This is a genomic window from Nocardioides sp. Root140 (genome assembly GCF_001426745.1).
Lineage (GTDB): Bacteria > Actinomycetota > Actinomycetes > Propionibacteriales > Nocardioidaceae > Nocardioides.
The window spans coordinates 1,224,626-1,244,428 of the sequence record NZ_LMFI01000010.1; the positions used below are offsets into that span (position 1 = coordinate 1,224,626).

At 69.2% G+C, this 19,803-nt stretch carries 16 protein-coding genes and 1 pseudogene; 3 read left to right on the forward strand and 14 right to left on the reverse strand.

Going from position 1 to position 19,803, the window contains the following annotated elements; translation table 11 throughout:
- Positions 1–8: 8 nt before the first annotated feature.
- The 4 genes and pseudogenes from ASD30_RS16140 to ASD30_RS27855 form a co-directional block, all read right to left on the reverse strand.
- Positions 9–842: a hypothetical protein gene (locus ASD30_RS16140; protein WP_056683523.1), complete on the reverse strand. Its 834-nt coding sequence runs from the start codon at positions 840–842 to the stop codon at positions 9–11.
- 75 nt (positions 843–917) lie between these two features.
- A pseudogene (locus tag ASD30_RS27555) lies at positions 918–1,361 on the reverse strand (hypothetical protein); the annotation flags it as partial.
- Positions 1,362–2,471: 1,110 nt separating this feature from the next.
- On the reverse strand, positions 2,472–3,635 hold the full coding sequence (locus ASD30_RS27560; protein WP_056683529.1) for a helix-turn-helix domain-containing protein: 1,164 nt from the start codon (positions 3,633–3,635) through the stop codon (positions 2,472–2,474).
- Positions 3,632–4,738: a LuxR C-terminal-related transcriptional regulator gene (locus tag ASD30_RS27855; RefSeq protein ID WP_082563877.1), complete on the reverse strand. Its 1,107-nt coding sequence runs from the start codon at positions 4,736–4,738 to the stop codon at positions 3,632–3,634. Before ASD30_RS27855 ends, ASD30_RS27560 begins: the two co-directional genes overlap by 4 nt.
- A 306-nt stretch (positions 4,739–5,044) precedes the next feature.
- Here ASD30_RS27855 and ASD30_RS16160 point away from each other — a divergent pair, with 306 nt between their 5' ends.
- Both ASD30_RS16160 and ASD30_RS16165 read left to right on the forward strand, forming a co-directional pair.
- Positions 5,045–5,578 carry a hypothetical protein gene (locus ASD30_RS16160; RefSeq protein ID WP_156388744.1) on the forward strand — a complete coding sequence of 178 codons (534 nt, stop codon included), beginning with the start codon at positions 5,045–5,047 and terminating at the stop codon, positions 5,576–5,578.
- A complete protein-coding gene (locus ASD30_RS16165; RefSeq protein ID WP_056683538.1) occupies positions 5,575–6,087 on the forward strand; it encodes a hypothetical protein in 513 nt (170 codons plus the stop codon). Before ASD30_RS16160 ends, ASD30_RS16165 begins: the two co-directional genes overlap by 4 nt.
- A gap of 5 nt (positions 6,088–6,092) precedes the next feature.
- Here ASD30_RS16165 and ASD30_RS16170 read toward each other — a convergent pair whose 3' ends face one another.
- Positions 6,093–7,019 (reverse strand): NAD(P)H-dependent flavin oxidoreductase, encoded by a 927-nt coding sequence (locus tag ASD30_RS16170; protein ID WP_056683541.1) that lies wholly within the window; start codon positions 7,017–7,019, stop codon positions 6,093–6,095.
- 155 nt (positions 7,020–7,174) lie between these two features.
- On the opposite strand from ASD30_RS16170, the gene ASD30_RS16175 reads away from it, so the two are divergent.
- Positions 7,175–8,371, forward strand: coding sequence for a TetR/AcrR family transcriptional regulator (locus ASD30_RS16175; protein WP_056683544.1), 1,197 nt, complete (start codon positions 7,175–7,177; stop codon positions 8,369–8,371).
- Positions 8,372–8,403: 32 nt separating this feature from the next.
- Here ASD30_RS16175 and ASD30_RS16180 read toward each other — a convergent pair whose 3' ends face one another.
- The 9 genes from ASD30_RS16180 to ASD30_RS16220 all read right to left on the reverse strand — a co-directional run bounded on the left by ASD30_RS16180 (position 8,404) and on the right by ASD30_RS16220 (position 19,803).
- Positions 8,404–9,171, reverse strand: coding sequence for an enoyl-CoA hydratase/isomerase family protein (locus ASD30_RS16180; RefSeq protein ID WP_056683548.1), 768 nt, complete (start codon positions 9,169–9,171; stop codon positions 8,404–8,406).
- Positions 9,168–10,955, reverse strand: a complete 1,788-nt coding sequence (locus ASD30_RS16185; protein WP_056683551.1) for an acyclic terpene utilization AtuA family protein — start codon at positions 10,953–10,955, stop codon at positions 9,168–9,170. The genes ASD30_RS16180 and ASD30_RS16185 overlap by 4 nt, the downstream gene beginning before the upstream one ends.
- Complete coding sequence (locus ASD30_RS16190) at positions 10,952–11,761, reverse strand: TIGR03084 family metal-binding protein (RefSeq protein ID WP_156388745.1); 810 nt, start codon at positions 11,759–11,761, stop codon at positions 10,952–10,954. The genes ASD30_RS16185 and ASD30_RS16190 overlap by 4 nt, the downstream gene beginning before the upstream one ends.
- Positions 11,758–12,516 (reverse strand): enoyl-CoA hydratase/isomerase family protein, encoded by a 759-nt coding sequence (locus ASD30_RS16195; protein ID WP_056683557.1) that lies wholly within the window; start codon positions 12,514–12,516, stop codon positions 11,758–11,760. The genes ASD30_RS16190 and ASD30_RS16195 overlap by 4 nt, the downstream gene beginning before the upstream one ends.
- Entirely contained in the window at positions 12,513–14,510 is a 1,998-nt protein-coding gene (locus ASD30_RS16200) for an ATP-binding protein (RefSeq protein ID WP_056683559.1), read from the reverse strand. The genes ASD30_RS16195 and ASD30_RS16200 overlap by 4 nt, the downstream gene beginning before the upstream one ends.
- Positions 14,511–14,521: 11 nt before the next feature.
- A complete protein-coding gene (locus tag ASD30_RS16205; protein ID WP_082563879.1) occupies positions 14,522–16,111 on the reverse strand; it encodes a carboxyl transferase domain-containing protein in 1,590 nt (529 codons plus the stop codon).
- A gap of 130 nt (positions 16,112–16,241) precedes the next feature.
- Positions 16,242–16,469, reverse strand: coding sequence for a hypothetical protein (locus ASD30_RS16210; RefSeq protein ID WP_056683566.1), 228 nt, complete (start codon positions 16,467–16,469; stop codon positions 16,242–16,244).
- Complete coding sequence (locus ASD30_RS16215) at positions 16,466–17,518, reverse strand: peptidyl-prolyl cis-trans isomerase (protein WP_056683569.1); 1,053 nt, start codon at positions 17,516–17,518, stop codon at positions 16,466–16,468. The genes ASD30_RS16210 and ASD30_RS16215 overlap by 4 nt, the downstream gene beginning before the upstream one ends.
- Complete coding sequence (locus ASD30_RS16220; protein ID WP_082620982.1) at positions 17,515–19,803, reverse strand: RND transporter; 2,289 nt, start codon at positions 19,801–19,803, stop codon at positions 17,515–17,517. Before ASD30_RS16220 ends, ASD30_RS16215 begins: the two co-directional genes overlap by 4 nt.

A 19,803-nucleotide genomic window follows, 5' to 3' on the forward strand; every position in this document is an offset into this window, starting at 1 on the left:
GGCGGTACCTACGCAGGCACTGCCTGGTCCGACGCATCGACTCTTTCGGTTTCAGGTCTACGCGCATCCGGCAGGAACTTGGCGGCGCCGTTCACGGCGACGACACACATCGCCATGCTCAGGAACGTCGCAGCCCAGACGATGCCGCTCGAGAACTCGGACTCGTCGAGATGCAACGCGATGATCACCGGAGACCCGAGCCCGAAGTTGGCGCCGAAGAAGGTCACCGGGAACAGCACGAACAGGCCGAGCAGCCCCCAGGCCGTCTCGACCCGTCGCCAGAGCTGTACGGCGACCACGGTGAAGATGACCACCTGGGTTCCCTCCAGCACGCCGATGATCAGCGGGTAGTTCACGATCCGCAGCTCATAGGGGCCGTAGTAGGTGTAGACGTCGGTGCTCGTGCCGATCACCTCGAAGACGCACGACGCAGCGATCTCGGCGAGCCAGACGAGGAAGAGGTTCTTACGGCCGAGAGTGCCCCGGTAGATGTGTCCTCCGGCGTACAGGCAGGCGCTCGCGTAGAGGATGATGTAGCCACTGTGCGACCAGTTCGGCTGGACCACCCCGAACGCAGTGAAGTGGGAGTACATCGCGCCGGGCTGACCGTTCTGGGCGTCGTAGAACCACAGGTCGAAGGCCACGTCGTACAACGGTTCAGCGAAGGCGGCCACGCCCGCCGCAAGGCAGGCGATGAAGTAGAAGGGTGTCCCTTGGCGCATCCACAGCCGTACGGCGATGGCCAGCATCACCAGGACGATGGCCCAGCTGGCCCAGGTGAAGATGTCCTGCCAGAAGAGGCTCAGTTCGTGCTCCATGACATCGTTCGGCATACGACCCATGTGGTTGCTCCTTGTTCAGGGTGGTCGCGACGACCTGTCGCAACGTTGTTCGATCGGGACCAGGGCGAATCAAGATCAGGGGTTCAGCAGCCCGCCGACGCACGTGGTCAGGCCGTCCAACTGGAGGGCACTCAGGTCCTCCAGGACGCACTTGGTGGTGCCCTGGACCTTCGTGAGGGTTTGCGTGACCGTCCCGACAGGATCCTTGACGGTCTTCTCAACCGTCTTGGTGAGGGTCGTGACCGGGTCGGGCCTACCCGGGGGCGCGGGAGTGGCCGGGTCCGCCGGGGACTCCGTGCCCGGGTCGGTGCTGCCCGCGGTGGGCGCCTGGCTGGTCGGGGTGGTGGGGTCGCCGGGGGTGCTGGTGTTGTTGCCGGAGGCTGCCTGCGGGGAGCCGACCTTGCCGCCGTTGGTGGGGCGGGTGAAGGTGTACGTCGGCGGGATGTAGACCGCGGAGGTGGTGCTGTTGGGCACCGAGGTGTAGTCGCCGTCCATGTAGGCGTTCATGATCCGCAGGACNGTGAAGGTGTACGTCGGCGGGATGTAGACCGCGGAGGTGGTGCTGTTGGGCACCGAGGTGTAGTCGCCGTCCATGTAGGCGTTCATGATCCGCAGGACCAGGTCGACGTACTCCTGGGAGTGGTTGTAGCGGTAGACCGCGGAGCGCTGGCCGGCCTCGGTGGAGAGGTCGTCGTTGCCCGAGCAGAGGTAGACCGCGGCGGCCAGGGCGGCGTCGTCGATGTCTTGCGGGTTGCGCTTGGCGTCACCGTCGGCGTCCACGCCCACGACCGACCAGGTCTGCGGGATGAACTGCATCGGGCCGACCGCGCGGTCGTGCTTGGCGTCGCGGTCGTACTGGCCGGCGTCGGTGTCGAGGATCGCCTGGGTGTTGTTGGAGCCGTTSAGCGCGATGCCGTAGATGCCGGGGCGGGAGATGCCGTCGGTGCCGAGGGTGTTGTTGCCGTAGCGGCCGTGGTCGGACTCGACGCGGCCGATGGCGCCGACCAGCTGCCACGGGATGTGGCAGGTCTTGTCGGCGGNGGGGCGGGAGATGCCGTCGGTGCCGAGGGTGTTGTTGCCGTAGCGGCCGTGGTCGGACTCGACGCGGCCGATGGCGCCGACCAGCTGCCACGGGATGTKGCAGGTCTTGTCGGCGGCGTTGATGACCGTGGCGGCGCGCTGGTAGGCGGCCAGGGCGGCGGASGGGATGCCGTTGGTGGAGGCGGTCTGGACGATCTTGTCGCCGGACCCGCGGGGCACGCCGAGGCCGATCTCGCCGGGCTGGGAGTAGCTGGCCGGGTCCTCGATCGCCTGCGACGGCACGGTGACGGCGCCCTCGTCGCTGGTGGACGGGGCCGCAACGCTGGCCGCGCCGGTACCGGCGCTGACGAGACTCGCCGTCCACGCCGCCGACACGACACCGAGGACCACGAGAGCGGCGCCCCGATCTGCGTGGCGTCGTGCCCGTCGAGTGATGGTGCGTGCTCCGGACCGACGAGGTCCTTGGATGTGCCTGCTCATAGTTGCTTCCCTTTCGCTGCCGCACTCTCAGCGTCACGGAAGTGTGGTGTGAGCCACATCGCTCGGGAGGAGGAGATCCCTCACCCGAAGAGGCAGGGCCGGCGCCGGTCAGCTGACGGTCGTGCCCGCCACGCACGCGATCGCCTGGGCCCGGTTGGCCACGCCCAGCTTGCGCAGGATCTGCTTGACGTGGGACTTCACCGTGTCCTCGGTGATCACCAGGCGTGAGCCGATCGCTCGATTGCTGGAGCCCTCGACGATCAGGTGCAGGACCTCGACCTCGCGGGTGGTCAGCTCGGAAAGGACCTCCGGAGCAGCCGGCAGTCTGCCACTGACTCCCAGCAGGTCGGTGCCCGGGGCAGGGTCCATCGTGTCGAGTGCGGACCCCAGCACCGACTCGACCTGCGCGCGCTGGTCCCGGACCCGCTCGAGCAGCACGAGCCGTTCGTGGATCCGGGTGAGCCCCTCGGCAAAGGCCCACAGGACGTCACGATCGACCTGGTCCACGCGCCGCGACGTGGGGAAGTGGTCGGCATGGAGGAATCCGCCGACCGACCCCGCAGCCATCAAAGGAGCCACCACGTAGGAGGTCGACTGCCCCGACTCGATGATGATCTGGCGGTGCACGGTCGCGCTTCCGGTGTCGTAGACCGCTGCCGGCCGACGTTCCGTCAGCAGCAGGGTCTCGGGCGTGTCCCCGCGCAACGCGATACCGGTTCCGATCCACTCGGAGAACCACGACGAGTCGCTCTCGGTGAAGAACGCCGTGCTGGGCACCCACGAACCGTGGTCGACCCGGGAGAGGACCACCCGCCCGAAGTCGCAGCGGTTGACGATCTCCTCGCAGACGGACTCGAGCATGTCGACCGAGTTCGGCAGGGTGCGCAACCGGGAGAGTCCGTCGCCGACCGACTCCAGGCGACGGGTGCTCGAGAGCAGCTCCTCCTGCTGGAGCTCGAGCACCAGCTGCTGCAGGTCCAGGGCCAGCAGGTAGAGTCGACGCGCGGTCAGCTCGTCGACGGGAGCCGACAACTCGGCCCGTTCGGTGCAGAAGCGGGCCAACCTGGACAGGCGCGCCGGCGAGGTCCGGTCGCACCCGGGGTCGGTGACACCGGGGTCGGGGACCATGGTGTCGGGGTCCGCGTGCAGTGCGTCGGTCAGGTCAGCACACAGCTCGGCAGCACGCCGGCGGAGCCCGCGGTCGAAGTGCGTGTGCCCGCCGCGACGCGGCAGGGCGAAACTCACCGCTCGGGAACGGTCGCCCGGGATCATCGGCGCTCACCTGCCGCGAGGTACTGGGCGATCGCCTGCGAACGATTGGTCGCCTTCATCTTGCGGAGGATGTGCTTGACGTGCGACTTCACCGTCGTCTCCGAGACTGTCAGGCGGTCGGCGATCTGGGCGTTGGTCGCCCCACCGATCAGGAGCGCGAACACCTCGCGCTCCCGCGTCGTGAACCGGTCCTCGATCCGGGCCGGCCCCAACTCCCCGGTCGCGGGCGCGTTGCTCCTCGGACTGGGCACGGCGAGGGTCACCGGAGAGCTCGTCAGGTCCTCCACCGCCTGCTCGGCCGCAGCCAGGGCCGACTTGATGTGCTGCTTCTGGGCCATCAGCTTGTCGAGGAGGGCAAGTCGCTCGAGGATCAACCCGACTCCGTTGGCGAATGCCCGCACCGCGGCGACGTCGCTGTCGACGATGGAACGCCCCGAGGCGTCGGTGTCGACGTGGAGCAGCCCGAAGACCCGGTCTCCGGTCAGGATCGGGGCCACGATGTACGACGCACTGCCGCCGACGTCGTGGAACGGCGCGAAGGTGCGCGACTGGACCGCGGTGTTGCGCACCAGCGCCGGTGCCCTGCGGCGCAGCGCCTCGGCCTCGACCATGCCGCTGGCCAGTGCGATCCGGTTGCCGCGGAGCAACTCGGCCATGGCCTGGTTCTGGTCGCTCCCCGAGTCGGTGGCGTGCCAGGCGACGGGGAGCCACGACGAGTCCTCGACCCGCGACACGAGCACCCGGTCGAAGTCGCACCCCCAGGCGAGCTCGGAAGCGGCCGAGCGCAGGACCTCATCGACGGTCCGCGCGTTCTGCAGCCGCTCGAGGGCTACGTTGACCCGCCGGGCAGCCAGAAGTGGCTGCGCCATCAGGTGCTGGACGGTGTCGGTGACTGCCGCGACCTCACCGGCCAAATCGGCCAACGACGTCGGGGCGTCCGTGGCCCAACGTTCCGCGGCCCTCTCCAGGACCTCGACGTCGGGTGAGCCCGGTGGCAGGTGCGAGACGTCGAGGAGGGAGCGGATCGTGGCCGAGAGTCGGACCCTGCGCTCGTCGATGTCCACCGGCGACAGCGCCGGAGGGGAGTCCGCAGTTCGTGCCATGAGTCGCACCCTTCGAGGCCACTGAAGTTACTTACCGTTTACTTTCTGTTTACAGTTTCAGTGAGGAAGGTCATACTGTCAACCAGTAAAGGCGCCAAAACCCGACACTAGGTTACGTCGGCGAAGATTGGGAATCTCTCCCAAATGGTTAGCCCCGTATTTACTTACAGGGTCGCCCAGCCGCCCCGAACGACGTTGGGCGGCGTGATCAAGGAGCCGAGGAGTCAGATGTCTGTCCCGCCAGATCCGGGGTTCGTAGAGCACAACGACCCACCACAGCCCGAAGTCACGGCCGACGAGAAGGACTTGTCCCTATCCGGCCTCTCCCGGGTGGACGTACGTCGAGCGGTCGGACTCACCCTCACCGCTCTGCTGGTCGTGGGCGTGCTGGCCAGCGCCTTGCTCGCCTGGCAGGCCCGGGGTGAGGAGACCTCGCCGACGGACGGCCGCGCGGCCGGACGCGACGCCGCCGTCCAGGCCGCGACCGACGGGTTGAAGGCCTTCCACACGATCGACTACCGCGACCTCGACGGGTTGATCGACACGTGGTCCGACGTCACCGCCGGGCAGCTGCACGCGATGGTCGGCAAGGGCGAGAAGGCCGTGTTGCGCGACCTGAAGAGGTCCCGCACGGTGTCCACCACCGAGATCGGGCGCATCGCCCTCAGCTCGTACGACGCCGACGCGGGCGAGGCACGTGCGGTGGCCCTCGTCACGATCCAAACGAAGAAGAAGGGCACCGAGAAGACCACACGGGTCACCGAGTTCCTGTGCTTCGTGGAGCGTGGATCCGACGGCTGGAAGCTGTCGGCGATGCAGAGGCTGGGAGGTCAGTCGTGAGGTTCCGGCCCCCGCAGTCGACAGGCGCCCTCGCCGTCCTCGCCATCCTCGTCCTCCTGGTCACCGGGCTCGGGGTGGCCCTCGCGGTCAGGGGAGGTGACGATCCCGAGTCGGTGGAGAACGTGGCGTTCCTCGACGACGGGACGACCGAGCTCGTGATCCAGGACGTCGAGCAGCTCGTGAAACAGGTCTTCTCGATCGACCCCAAGCGCGTGCGCACCACGCGTCGCGCAGCCGAGGCTGCACTCGTTGACGAGGCGATCAACGAGTACGACCGCCTCTACAAGCCCTTCCTGGCCCAGGCCAGGAAGGGCGGACTCAGTCTCACCACCACCCCTCGCGCCATCGGGGTCGTGGAACTCACCGGTGACGACGGGCGCCTGCTCGTGCTGGCCGAGCAGACGGCCACCTCGCCGGACGGCCGGAGCACGACAGGCGAGGCCCGCTTCGAGCTCGACGTCGTCCAGCAGGGTGGAACGTGGAAGGTCTCCGGGATCGAGCTGCTGTGAGGGGGTCAGCCCGCACCGAGGGCCGACAGCCCGATCAGCGCCTCGTCGTACTCCCGGCGCACCCGAGCCACCAGCTCGTCGACGGCAACGACCTCACGGATGCTGGTGACTCCGTGTCCCGCACTCCACACACTAGGGTCGGCCACGAGCCGTTCCTGCTGGAAGTCACCTGCGCTCACCGGCCCGGCCTCACGGCCTTCCAGCCACTGGGCGAGCAGGCTGGCCGGGAGTCCGCCCACCTGGTCGCTGAGCCGGACGTCGTCCATGCTCGCCTCCACGACGGCGGAGCGGTACTCCTGCGACGCGAGGCTCTCACGGGTGGCGATGAACGGGGTGCCCATGTAGGCGAGGTCGGCACCGAGCACCCGGGCGGCGAGCAGCGCCACGCCGTCCGAGACCCCACCCGCAAGGACCACCGTTCCGGCGAAGAACTCACGCACGGCGCGCACGAAGGCGAAGGGATTGGCCGCGCCGGTCTGGCCCCCGGCGCCAGCCGAGAGCAGCACGAGCCCGTCCACACCGGCGTCGGCAGCCTTGCGGGCCTGGGCCAGCGTGGCGACATCCGCATAGACCTGACATCCCGAGGCGTGCAGGGTCTCGAGCACCGGGGTCGGCGAGCCGACACTCGTGATCACGAGCTCGATTCCGTGCTCCACCAGGCAGGCGGTGTCCTCGTGAAGGCGAGCGTTGGTCCGATGCACGACGAGGTTCGGGGCGATGGGTGCCGCCGGGGCGTCAGCCAGGTCGCGCCTCATGCCGGACAGCCACGTGTCCAGCTCCGCCACGTCGCGGGCGTTGTGCGTCGGGAAGGACCCGATCACGCCGTTGCGGCACGCCGAGACGACCAGCTCGGGGCCGGAGACCCCGGTCATCGGGGCGGCGACCAGGGGGACGGTCAGACGACGTCCGAAGTCGGTGGTGGCGGTGCTCATGCGGACCTCCAGGCAGCAGAAGTAAATGGTGGGCGGCATGACAGTAGGAGCCTCGCCGTACCGTTGATTCCCCATCCTAACCGAAAAGTAAATCTTGAGTAACCTCACGATCATCTGTTTGGATGGTTGCGGAGCATGATCAGGGGAGACCGGAGATGGTAGTGACAGCACGGCCGGCGCCGGCCGCACCTCGACGACGTCCTCGAGACCGCAAGCAGCAGATCATCGCCGCAGCGGGCGACCTCTTCTACCGCCACGGCTACGCCAACGTGAGCACCGGCCAGATCGCGGAGTCCGTCGGCATCACGGCCGGGGCCCTCTACCGCCACTTCTCGAGCAAGCAGGACCTGCTGGCCCACGCACTGACCGACGCGTTCGAACGCGGCACGGACGCCGTCGGGGATGGCGAGCCACCGCCCCTCGAGGACATGGTCGCCGAACTCGCCACGACGGCCGGCGTACGCCGCGACCTGGGCGTTCTGTGGAGCAGGGAGACCCGACACCTCGAGAGCGGGCGCCGAGCAGAGGTGCGGGCGCGCTTCTTCGCGTTCGTGGCGCGGTTCGCCGCACAGCTGCACGCCAGGCGGCCGGAGATCTCGCTCGATGACGCGGACCTGCTCTCCTGGTGCGTCCTCGCGGTGCTGACCAGCCCCTCGTACCACCGCACCCCGATGTCGGAGAGCGGGGTCAAGGACCTCCTGCAGCGCAGCGCCCTGGCGGTCGCGTCCGCGCCGATCCAATCCACGCCCATCGACTCGGCCACAGCGGGCGCCAGGGTGCGAACCGGCCTGCAGCCCCACTCGCGCAAGGAGGCGATCCTCGCAGTCGCCACCCGGCTCTTCAACGAGAACGGCTACCAATCGGTGACCATGGACGACATCGGCGCCGAGGTCGGCATCACGAGCACGGCCGTCTACAAGTACTACCCGAGCAAGGCCGACCTGCTCTCGGCGACCATCGCCCGCGCCTCCGTGCCCCTGCAGCTGGGCCTGAACAATGCCCTGGCCGCGGCCTCGACCCCCGAGGAAGCGCTGCACAAGGCCCTGGCCGCGTACGTCGACTTCGCCATGGTCCACCACGACCTGCTCGGCATCCTCGTCTCCGAGGTGGGCAACCTCCCGAGCGACCATCGCCACGACGTGCGCCGGTCTCAGCACGACTACGTCGCGGAGTGGGTGCGCCTGCTCACCGAGACCCGGCCCGAGCTCAGCACGCCCCAGGCCCGCTACCTCATCCAGGCGATGCTCACCGTGGTCATCGACACCTGCCGCACCCAACACCTCAGGGAACGGCCGAGCCTTCCCGAGGACCTGCGCCTGGTCACCACGCGAATCCTCGCCGTCGAGCTCTGACGCCCTGTTCGTCCGGCCCGGGCACGCGGGGGTCAGCGTTCGCGGAAGCCCTCGAAGGACTTCTGCGCCGATTGGGAGCCCAGGACGGAGGCCTGGCTGAGGGCCTCGAGCTCGAGGGACGACTGCAGGGTCCCGCCCGTGCTGGCGTTGAGCAGCCGCTTGGTCATCGACATCGCCATCCGCGACTGGGCAGCGAGGCGGTGGGCGAGCCCGGTCGCGGTCGACAGGGACTCCTCGGCACTGGGGACCACGAAGTTGACCAAGCCCAGTCGCTCGGCCGTGCCGGCATCGATCTCGTCCGCGAGCAACATCAGCTCCTTCGCCTTCTGCATGCCCACGAGCCGCGGCAGCAGATAGGCACCACCGAAGTCGGGGACCACACCGCGCCGCAGGAAGACCTGGCAGAAGCGGGCGTTCTCGGAGCACACGATGAGGTCGCACGAGAGGGCCAGGTTGAACGCGCCGCCGTAGGCGATGCCGGCCACGCTGGCGACCACCGGCAGCGGACTGTTCCAGATGGTGAGGGCAGCACGCTGGTAGGAGCGCATGAAACGGATCATCGCGTCGTCGTCGCGGCTCAGTCCCGCCTCGAGGACTCCTTCCGCGTCGCCACCGGAGGAGAAGTGCTCGCCCTCGCCGGTCAGGACCATGGCGTGCACCCGGTCGTCCCGCTCCGCTGCCACCACCTCGTCGCACAGCTGCTCCGCCGTGGAGGCACCGATCGAGTTGATCCGCGAGGGTCCGGACATGGTGAGCACCCTCACCGGGCCGTCGTCACGGACCAGGATCTCGGTGCTCATCGTCGGCTCTCTTCCAACTCGATCAGCGCCACCGGCACGTCGACGTGTCGCGAGCGCAAGTACTCCCCCAGGCCCTTGGCCTGCGGGTCGGGTCGGGCGGTCTCGGCGACGCCGGCGCCCAGGAGGCCCACGACGACGAAGTTGAGGGCGTTGAGCCGGGGCAGCGCCCATCGCCGGATCTCGAGGTCTGCGGCCTCCGGCAGCAGCTCGCGGAACCGCTCCACGGTGAGGTGGGCGTCGAGCCAGGCGAAACCGCGCTCGTCCTCGGTCCAGATGCCGACGTTGGCGTTGCCCCCCTTGTCGCCCGAGCGCGCACTGCACACCGTGCCGAGCGGGACCCTGCGGGTCTCACCCGCGATCGCTGTGACGTCGGTCCCGAGGGCCGACACCGGCTGGGACTCCACGGGGGTGGCGGTGGGTCCGTGCGGCACCACTCGTCTGGTGCCGTCGGGCAGCACCACGCTGTGCGTCACCACGTCGAGAGGCACGAGCGTCGGCCAGTAGACGCCGTACGCGCTGGCGTCGGCGGGCGGTGTCGTGGTGTGGAACCCGGCGTACCCGCCGACGGCGAGCTCCATGGTCGCGTTGGCGAACCGTCGCCCCACCTTGTTCTTGTCCGCCGACTTGACGGTCACCCGGAGGTGGGCGGTGGCCTGCTCGTTGGTCTCCGCGTCGGGGCGGTCGAACCGCAGGAGCCGTACGTCGACCTCGTCGAACGTGTCCTCCCCACCGAGGACGTCGAACAGCTGCGCGCGCGCCCAGTCCGCCTTCGCCTCGATGTCGAGGCCGGTGAGCACGAGCGTCATGGTGTTCCGGTAGCCACCGAGCTGGTTGATCGCGACCTTGAGGTCGGGCGGTGGCGCGGTGCCGGTGGCTCCGGAGATGAGCACGCGGTCGGGGCCCTGCTGCTCGAGGCGGAGGGTGTCGAAGTGTGCGACCACGTCGGGGTTTGCGTACGCCGGGGACTGGATCTCGTAGAGCAGCTGGGCCGTGACCGTGCCCGGAGAGACATGGCCGCCGCTGCCGACCTGCTTGGTGATCACGACCTGACCATCGGCAGCCACCTCCGCGATCGGGAACCCGGGACGGCGTTTGTCGGGGACGGCCGGCAGGCGCGAGTAGTTGCCACCCGTCGCCTGGGGCCCGCACTCTATGACGTGGCCGGCCGCCACCGCGCCGGCGAGGGCGTCGTAGTCGGTCCGGTCCCAGCCGTGCCACCACGCGGCGGGCCCGACGACCAGAGAGGCGTCGGTGACCCGGGGGCACACCACGATGTCGGCGTCGGCCCGGAGGGCGTCGACAATGCCCCACGCGCCCAGGTAGGCGTTGGCGGTCACGGCCTTGGTGTTCGAGTCGGCCAGCACCTTGCCGGTGTCGAGATGGGTCAAGGGATGTCCGGCCGCGACCAGCTCCGGCAACCGGTCGGTGAGGTCGTCTCCCTCGATCCACGCGATCCGCGGGGACAGCCCCAAGGTGGCGGCCAGCTCGTGCAGCCGATCGGTCAGGCCCTCCGGGTTGAGCCCCCCTGCGTTGCTGACGACCTTGATCCCGCGATCGAGGCAGGTCCCCATCACCCGCTCCATCTGGGAGAGGAAGGTCTTCGCGTAGCCACCCGAGGCGTCCTTCTGCCGCGCCTTCCAGAGGATCAGCATGGTCAGCTCGGCGAGGTAGTCGCCGGTGAGCACGTCGACATCGCCGCCCTCGAGCACCTCCCAGGCGGCGGCGACCCTGTCGCCGTAGAACCCCGAGCAGTTGGCGATACGGACCGGACGACGATCGTTCACGAGATCTCCTTGGCCAGCAGTGAGGGCGGCCGCCCGTCGGAAGGTGCTCCGGCGAACGCTTGGGCGATGGACATCCATTCGGCCGCCGCGTGCCCGCGGACGACCAGGTCGGTGTCCGCCACGTGGCGGCGCTGGGTGACCACGAAGCAGAAATCGAGCGCGGTGCCCGTCACGGACTGGGCGGCATCAGGTGGACCCCAGGTCCACCGGTCCCCGTCGGGCGCCGCCAGGTCGATGCGGACCTCCGCCTCGGGCGCGGGCCTTGCGCGGAGCACGTAGCTGAAGGCGCGTGTCCTCACCCCCAGGTGAGCGATGTGTCGAAGCCGGCTGGTGGGCACGCACTCCACGCCGAACGTGTCGGAGATGTCGAGACCGTGCGCCCAGGTCTCCATGAGGCGTGCCGTCGCGCAGCTCATCACGCTCATGTCCGGGCCGTACCACGGCACCCGATCGCGCGCTTCGGCCTCACCGAGGACCTTCAACAACGTCGCACGGGAGTCGGCGAACCAGTCCGCCAGGTCCACGACCGGTGTCTCGCGGAAGCGCTCGGCCACCCGATCGGGGAAGTCCGGCCCGAGGGCCATCAGTGTCTCGGCCTCGCGTCGGAACCGGTCAGGCTCGGTGATCGCGATGATGGCCGCCTCGTCGAAGAACGCCAGGTGGCTCACCTGGTCACGCACCGCCCAGCCGGCTGCCGGTGTGGCCAGCTCCCACTCGGAGGCGCTCAGGCCCAGAAGGAGCCCGGCCAGGTCGGTGGTCTCGGCCGCCAGGTCGGTCACCATGTCATTCAGGGTCACGGCGGTCATCGTCCCTCCCATTGGGGTGCTCGCTTGTCGCGGAAGGCCGCCGGGCCCTCCTGGGCGTCGGCGCTCAAGTAGACGGGTTCCCAGATGCGCTCCGCCTCGTCAAAGGCTTCCGCGAGGGGCATCTCTGCGATCAGCCGGGCGGTGCGCTTGCCGGCCATCACCGAGAGCGGCGCATTGGCGGCGATCCGCTCGGCGAGCTTCTGGGTCTCCTCGACCAGGTCGTCCGCGGCAACCACCTTGTTGACCAGGCCGACCTCGCGGGCGCGCTCGGCACTCATCATGTCGCCGGTCAGAAGGATCTCCATGGCCACCCGCGGCGGCACCAGCCAGGAGAGCGGAGCGGCCCACGGGGCACCGCGACCGACCTTAACCTCACTGATCGCGAACCTCGCGGTGTCTGAGGCAATGCACAGGTCAGCGGTCTGGGCGAGCAGGAAGCCACCGGCCAGGGCCACCCCGTTGACGGCGGCGATGGTCGGCTTGGAGACCTCGATGTTGCGGCCGAACTGAGGCACGAAGTCGATCGGCGGGACCGTCAACGCGTTGTCGGCCATCTCCTTGAGGTCGCCGCCGGCGCAGAACGCCTTGTCCCCGGCGCCGGTCAGCACGAGCACCTTGGCGGCATCGTCGGAATTGAAGCGCCTGACGCCGTCGAAGAGGCCGTCGCGGACCTCCTTGTTCAGCGCGTTGCGGGCCTCCGGACGGTCGATGGTCAGCCAGGCGACGCCGTTGCGCACTTCGTAGGTGACGCTCACGACTCCTGCTCCTCCACCACCGCGAGAACGGTGCCGAGCTCGACGGCCTGTCCGACCGAGACGTCGATCTCGGAGACGCTGCCGTCGACCGGGGCAGAGACGCTGTGCTCCATCTTCATCGCCTCGAGCACGACGACGGTCTCGCCCGCCTTGACGGCGTCACCCGTCTCGACCGCGATCCTGACGACGGTGCCGGGCATCGGCGCGAGCAGGGATCCGGGGGCGCTCTGCGAACCCGGTTCCGGGAACCGGGGCGACTCGATGAGCGTCGTTGCACCAAGCACACTGTCGACGAACGCGATGTCGTCGACGCGACGCACGGTGCAGGTACGGCGCACGCCGCCGACCTTGAGGTCCACCACGTCCGGCGATGCATTGAGCACGGTCGTCCCGGGCTGGGCCTCGCCGTTGACACTGACCTCGATCGCGCCCCGCGAGTAGCGGTAACGCACGTCGTACTCATCACCGTCGAAGCCGTAGACGGCCTCCTGGAAGCCGCTCGGCACATTGCGCCAGCCGGTCGGCACGTGTTCGAGGACGCGCGCGGTCTCACGGCGGGAGGCCTGGTCGGCCAGGGCGGCCGCGATCGCGTGGACGGTGACCGTCTCCGGAGCCCGCCAGGACTGCGCGAGCGTCATCGGGTCGTGTCGACCGAGGTAGCCGGTGTCGATGGTCCCGGCCGCGAACTCGGGCTCGCGGAGGATGCCGACCAGGAGCTCACGGTTCGTGACGACCCCGTGGAGGCGGCTGTCGGCCAGCGCCCGGGCGAGGGTACGCCGGGCGTCGTCGCGGCTGGGGCCGTGTGCAATCACCTTGGCCAGCATGGCGTCGTAGTGCACGCTGATCACCGAGCCGTCGACCACCCCGGCGTCGACCCGAATGCCGGGGAGGTCGGGCACCGAGAAGCCGTGCACCGTGCCGGTGGCGGGCAGGAAGCCTGCGGCAACGTCCTCGGCGTAGAGACGCACCTCGATCGCGTGCCCGTTGATGGTGGCGTTGAGGGCCTCCTCGGGCAGGGGATTGCCCTCGGCGACCAGCAGCTGCAGACGGACCAGGTCGAGGCCGGTGATCATCTCGGTGACCGGGTGCTCCACCTGGAGACGCGTGTTGACCTCGAGGAAGTAGAACCGGCCGTCGGAGCCCATGACGAACTCGGCGGTGCCGGCGCCGACGTACCCGATCGCCTTGCCTGCGGCGATCGCCGCAGTGCCGAGCTCCTCACGGAGCGCCTCGTCGACGACCGGTGACGGCGCCTCTTCGATGATCTTCTGGTAGCGACGCTGAATCGAGCACTCACGCTCGAACAGGTGGACCACGTTGCCCTGGGTGTCGGCGAAGATCTGCACCTCGATGTGGCGAGGCGAGTCCAGGAAGCGCTCCAGGAAGATGGTGCCGTTGCCGAACGAGGTCACGGCCTCGCGACGCGCGCCCTCGACGGCTTCCAGCAGTCCGTCGGCGTCGTTGACGATCCGCATGCCGCGGCCACCACCGCCGTACGCCGCCTTGACGAGCACCGGGTAGCCGATGTCCGAGGCCACCCTGGCGGCCAGGGCTTCGCCGTCGATCGACGCGTCGTCGGAGATGGTGACCTGCGGAAGAACCGGTACGCCGGCGTCCGCCATGATCTTCTTGGCCTCGATCTTCGAGCCCATGCTGTCGATCGCCTCGGGAGGAGGACCGACGAAGATCACGTCGGCCTTGGCGCACTCGCGAGCGAAGTCGGCGTTCTCGGAGAGGAAGCCGTAGCCCGGGTGGATCGCGTCGGCGCCGGTGGCCTTGGCCGCCGCCAGGACGAGATCGGAGCGGAGATAGGTGTCACCGGGCGAGGTGCCGGGGAGATGGACGGCCTCGTCCGCCTCGTGCACCCACGGCGCGTCGGCGTCGGCGTCCGAATAGACAGCGACGCACGCGATGTCCAGGTTGCGGGCCGTGCGAATGATGCGCGAGGCGATCTCGCCCCGGTTCGCGATGAGCAGCTTGCTGATGGTTGCCATGGGTTCCGTTCTCACATTCGGAAGACGCCGTAGCCGCGTCTGCCCTCGATGACCTGGGTGTGCACCGCGGAGAGCGCCATTCCAAGCACTGTGCGGGTGTCGCGCGGGTCGATCACGCCGTCGTCGTACAGCCGTGCGCTGGTGAAGAACGAGTGCGACTCGGCGGTGATCTGCTCCTCGATCTGCTTGGTCTTGATCGCGTCGGCCTCGAGGTCGAACTCGCGGCCGGCGGCCTCGGCGGCCTGCTTGCCCACGATCGAGAGGACGCCGGCGAGCTGCGAACCACCCATCACTGCGAGCTTCGCGTTGACCCAGGTGAACATGAAGCGCGGGTCGTAGGCGCGGCCGGACATGCCGTAGTTGCCGGCACCGAAGGAGGCTCCGATGTTGATCGTCAGGTGCGGCACCGTGCTGTTGGTGACGGCGTTGATCATCTTCGCGCCGTCCTTGATGATGCCGCCCTGCTCGTAGTCCTTGCCGACCATGAAGCCGGTGCAGTTCTGCAGGAAGACCAGCGGGATGTCGAGCTGGTTGGCCAGCATGATGAACTCGGTGCCCTTCTGGGCCTCCTCGCTGAACAGCACGCCGCGCGCGTTGGCCAGGATGCCCACCGGGTAGCCGTGGATCGACGCCCAGCCGGTGACCAGGCTGCTGCCGTAGAGCGGCTTGTACTCGCTGAAGCGCGAGCCGTCGACCACGCGGGCCAGGACCTCCTTCGGGTCCACCGGCACCCGGAAGTCCGCGGCTGCGATGCCGAGCAGCTCGTCCTCGTCGTACAACGGCGCGTCCGGCTCGTGGCTGGGAGCCGGGCCGTGCTTGCGCCAGTTGATCTCCGACATGATCTGCCGGCCGATGCGCAGGGCGTCGCGCTCGTCGACCGCGAAGTGGTCGGCCAGGCCGGAGACCCGGGCGTGCATGTCCGCGCCGCCGAGCTCCTCGTCGTCCGACTCCTCGCCGGTCGCCATCTTGACCAGGGGCGGTCCACCGAGGAAGACCTTGGCGGCTTGGTCCACGAGCACCGCGTAGTCGCACATGCCCGGCACGTAGGCGCCACCGGCGGTCGAGTTGCCGAACACGAGGGCCAGGGTCGGAACACCCATGCCGGAGAGCTCGGAGAGACCCTGGAAGATCTTGCCCGCGGCCACGAAGAGCTCGGACTGGGTCGGCAGGTCGGCACCACCGGACTCGACCAGGTTGATGACCGGCAGCCGGTTGGTCTTGGCGATGTCGAGGGCGCGGAGGTTCTTGCGCAGCGTGTAGGGGTTCATCGTTCCGCCGCGGACCGTCGGGTCGTGGGCAATGATCACGCACTCGACACCGGAGACGACGCCGAGGCCGGTGACGATGCTGGCGCCGACGGTGAACTGGGTTCCCCAGGCCGCCAACGACGAGAACTCGAGGAACGGCGCGTCACGGTCGAGCAGCAGCTCGATCCGCTCCCGGGCCAGCATCTTTCCGCGGGCGCGGTGCCGGTCGCCGTACTTGGCCCCGCCACCGGCTCGCGCCAGGTCCAACTGCTGCTCGAGCTCCGCGAGAGCCGCCTCCTGGACGGCGCGGTTCTCCTGAAACTGATCGCCGCGGGGGTCCACGGCCGTACGCAATGTCGTCAACGTCTTTTCCTCCTGCTGTACGGCCACCGGAACCGGTCGGCCTCACACTGGAAATGGTCTCGATTTCGCCGAACGTCGGCGTCGTCGTCGGGGAGGTTGTTACCCCTCCCAAAGGGGGGGATCAGCGGCTGTCCAGCACGAGGTTGACCGCCAACACGACGGCCCACGTGGCGAAGAGCAGGCCGATCAGGAAGCACGACCTGGCGCCCCGCTTCAGTGAGCGGAGCTCCTTGTCCCGTCGGGCCATGGACGGTCGTTCGGGGACGAGCTCCTCGACGTTGCGCAAGCCCCACAGGCTCAGTGACACGAAGCCGGCTGCGACGAGGGCACTGATCAGGACCGGGGTCATCGGTCTTCCAGGGTCCCGGGGCTGACACCGGCGTCGGCCGGCGGCTCGTCGGCGTTCTTCGGGCGGTAGTCGTCGGCGTACTCGACGTCGGCGTCCTTGATCTCGTCCTTGAGCCACTCTCGCCAGGCCTTGAGTGCTGCCTCCGAGCGGGCTGCGTCCGCGACCTGGTCCTTGACCCTGGCGAAGGGCATGGCCCGCCCGGGAGTCACCGCGACGACCCGGCCGACGTTCCAGCCGTAGGGCGTCTTCACGGGTCCGAAGACGCGGCCCTTGCCCGCTGCGAACGCCGGCTCGGCGAACGCCTCGTCGAGCTCCGCCGCGGTGACAGTGCCCAGGTCACCGCCCTTGTCGCGGGTCGCGTCGTCGAGCGAGACCTTGCGTGCCACGGTCGCGAAGTCCGTCCCGCCTCGTACTGCGGCAACCACCGTGCGGGCGTCCTTGCGGTTGCTCACCACGATGTTGCTCAGGCGACGCTGCTCCGGGAGGGCGAACCTCGACGGGTCGTCGTCGAAGTAGGACCGCACGTCGTCGGCGCCGACTCCGTCGACCGCGTCCTGGGTGATCTCCCGGAAGAGTAGGGCGATCGCCTGCTGGCGCTTGATCTCCTCGAGTACGTCGTCCTCGCTGATCCCGAACTTCGCCAGCAGCTGGTTGAAGTCCTTGCGCGGGTCGGCCAGCTGCTCCTCGAGCATCGCGGCGAGCGTGTCACGGGCGGACTTGTCGGAGATCACGATGTCGTACTCCTCGGCGGCATCGTCGAGGATGAGGCTGACCGCGACGGCCTTGGCGGCGTCTCGCTGGAAGGTGTCCTGGGCGTCGGCCGCGGCGGGCTTCTGGATTCCGTACAGGGCACCGAGCGCGTCGACCCGCTCGTCGAGGTCGTGCTGGGTGATCACTTGGCCGTCGTACTCGAGGACGGCGTCGTCGGGCAGGCCGGTGAACATGCGGTAGCCGGCACCCGCGCCGACGGCGACCACCGCCACCAGGGCGACGAGTGCCCCGACCCGGGTTCGCGTGCGTTGCGGCAGGGAGAGCTTGGGGATCTTCACAGCTTCACCTTCATTCGAGTCGGTTCGGTCTGGTTGACTGCGGGCGCGGCCACCGGCGTCGGGGAGGTGGTCAGTCGCATGACCTGTGCGGCCAGGAGCGACAACCCGACGGTGGCCGCGAGGAAGAGCCCGAAGTCACGAATCACGGCCAGCCCCGAGACGATCAGTGCCAGGTAGCCGGACGCAGCGGCCGCGGCGGCGACCAGGACCGCCCGGCGTACGACGACGCTCCGTGGGCCGACTCGCCCGGCGCCGAGCAGGACACTGAACTCGCAGGCCGTGGCGGTGGCCAGGCAGCCGAGGGTGACCGTCAACGGCGTGAGTGAGACTCCCAGGAACCAGGCACCCGCCAGGCCCCAGCCGGTCGCCAGTGATGCGGCGCCGACCGCACGGAGGGCGTCGGCCCGTCGGCGGAGTCCGATGAGCAGCACCAGGCCGGCCGCACCGATCCCGGCGAGGCTTGCCAGGTAGCGGTCCTGCGACACCAGCTCGTAGCTGCGTCCGGTCACGACCGGGAGCCCGGCGAGATCAACGGTGGTGCCGTCCGGTGGCGGCGGGAGCGCTTCGCGCAGGTCCCGGAGCAACTGCTGCTGCTCGCCCACGTCATCGAGCTCGATCCCGAAGCTGAGCACGGCCTGGCGCCGGTCGTCGCGAATCACGGAGCTGCGGAGGTAGTGAGGCATCTGGTCGAGCCCGGCCTGGATCTGGGAGACCGTGGGGTTCTCACCGAGGAAGGCCAGGAGCGAGGGAGGGCTGGCCACGGGGTGCAGCCGATCCCCGAAGCGGCGCAGCGTGATCTCCTGTGCACGGTTCATCCAGGCCAGGTTCGCGGGCGTGAGCACGTCGTCCCCGCGGACGAAGACCTGCACCTCACCGGCCGAGCCCAGCACCCCTTCGGCGTACGTCGCGTCGTCGAGCTCCGGGACGCCCTGGGCCAGCTGCTCCGGCTGGGCCGCGATGTCGAGGTGCGGCAGTGCCAGCCACCCGACCAGCCCGATCGCCCCTGCGCCCATCAGGACGCCGAACCGTGCGAGCGGCGACAACGCCCTGCCGCGCACCGGCACAGCGGCCGGCTCGAGGGTCGCCTCGGGCACGTCGGGCAGTTCCGCGGAGCGCGGGGCCAGCTTGCTGATCAGCAGGCCGAGGGCCACGGCGATGAGGACGCCGGTGGCCAGTGCGATGCCGAGGTCTCGGACGAAGGGGACCGGGGAGATCGCCAGCGACAGGAAGCCCGCCGCTGCGGCGACGGCAGTCACGATGACCCGGCGACGGTCGGCGCCGCGGAGCAGGTACGCCGGGAAGTCGCTGCCGGTGCCCATGATGATCGGCAGGAACGCCACCACGCCCAGGGACAGGGGGTGGTCCAGCCAGCCGAACAGCGCGAGCGTGATCGCGGTCGCGCCCAGTGTGGCCACCAACGGAAGGAGCCGTGCCCGGCGACGGGAGAGCCACGGGAGGAAGGCGTAGCACGCCCCGATCAGGACCAGGGCTACCGAGCCCAGGAGCGGGATCTCGTGCCGCAGCATCCCTCCGAGACCCGAGGCGATCACCGGCATGCCGGTGACGGTCACCTTGGTGGTCTGGAGCCCGGCGTCCCCGACCGCCTTCTTGGTGCGCTCCACGAGTCGTTCGGTGGCCGCCTGGTCGAGGCCCTCGCGGGGCCGGACGACGATGGCGATCGCATTGGGACGGGGCACGACGAAGCGCCACTGCTGACGCGGCTCGCCCTCCTCGTCGAAGACGACCGCGCGGACGAAGCCGGGGTTGCGCAAGGTGGGCAGGCCAGCGGGCAGGCCCTTGGCGAGCAGGCTGCCGTAACGGACGTCGAACTTCGCGACCGCCGCGTCCGCCGCCTTGGTCGCCTCGGCCTTGCTCGCTCCGGCCGCCCGGGCACGTTGCTCGGCGTCCGCTCGCAGTCCGTCGCGGCGGCCGGAGATCGTGGCCAGCATGTTCTGGGCCTGGCCGGCGACCTGGTTGAGCACGGTGCCGGGGCCGTAGACGACGGCGACGTCGGGCAGGCGGGAGAGTTCCCCCTCGAGCCCGACCAGCGCGGTGATCTGTTCCCGACCGAGCAGTCCTCCGGACTTCTTCGACTCCGCAACCACGACGATCGGGTCGCCCCCGAACGAACGGGCGGCTTCGAGACTCGCCTTCTGGCTCGGGTCGTCCAGCGACAGGAAGGAGGCGCTGGTGGTGTCCGTGCGCACCTGGCTCAGACCGATGCCCACCATCGCGATCGCCATCGCGATGAGCACCAGTCCGAGCAGGCGACGCAACGGAGTCAC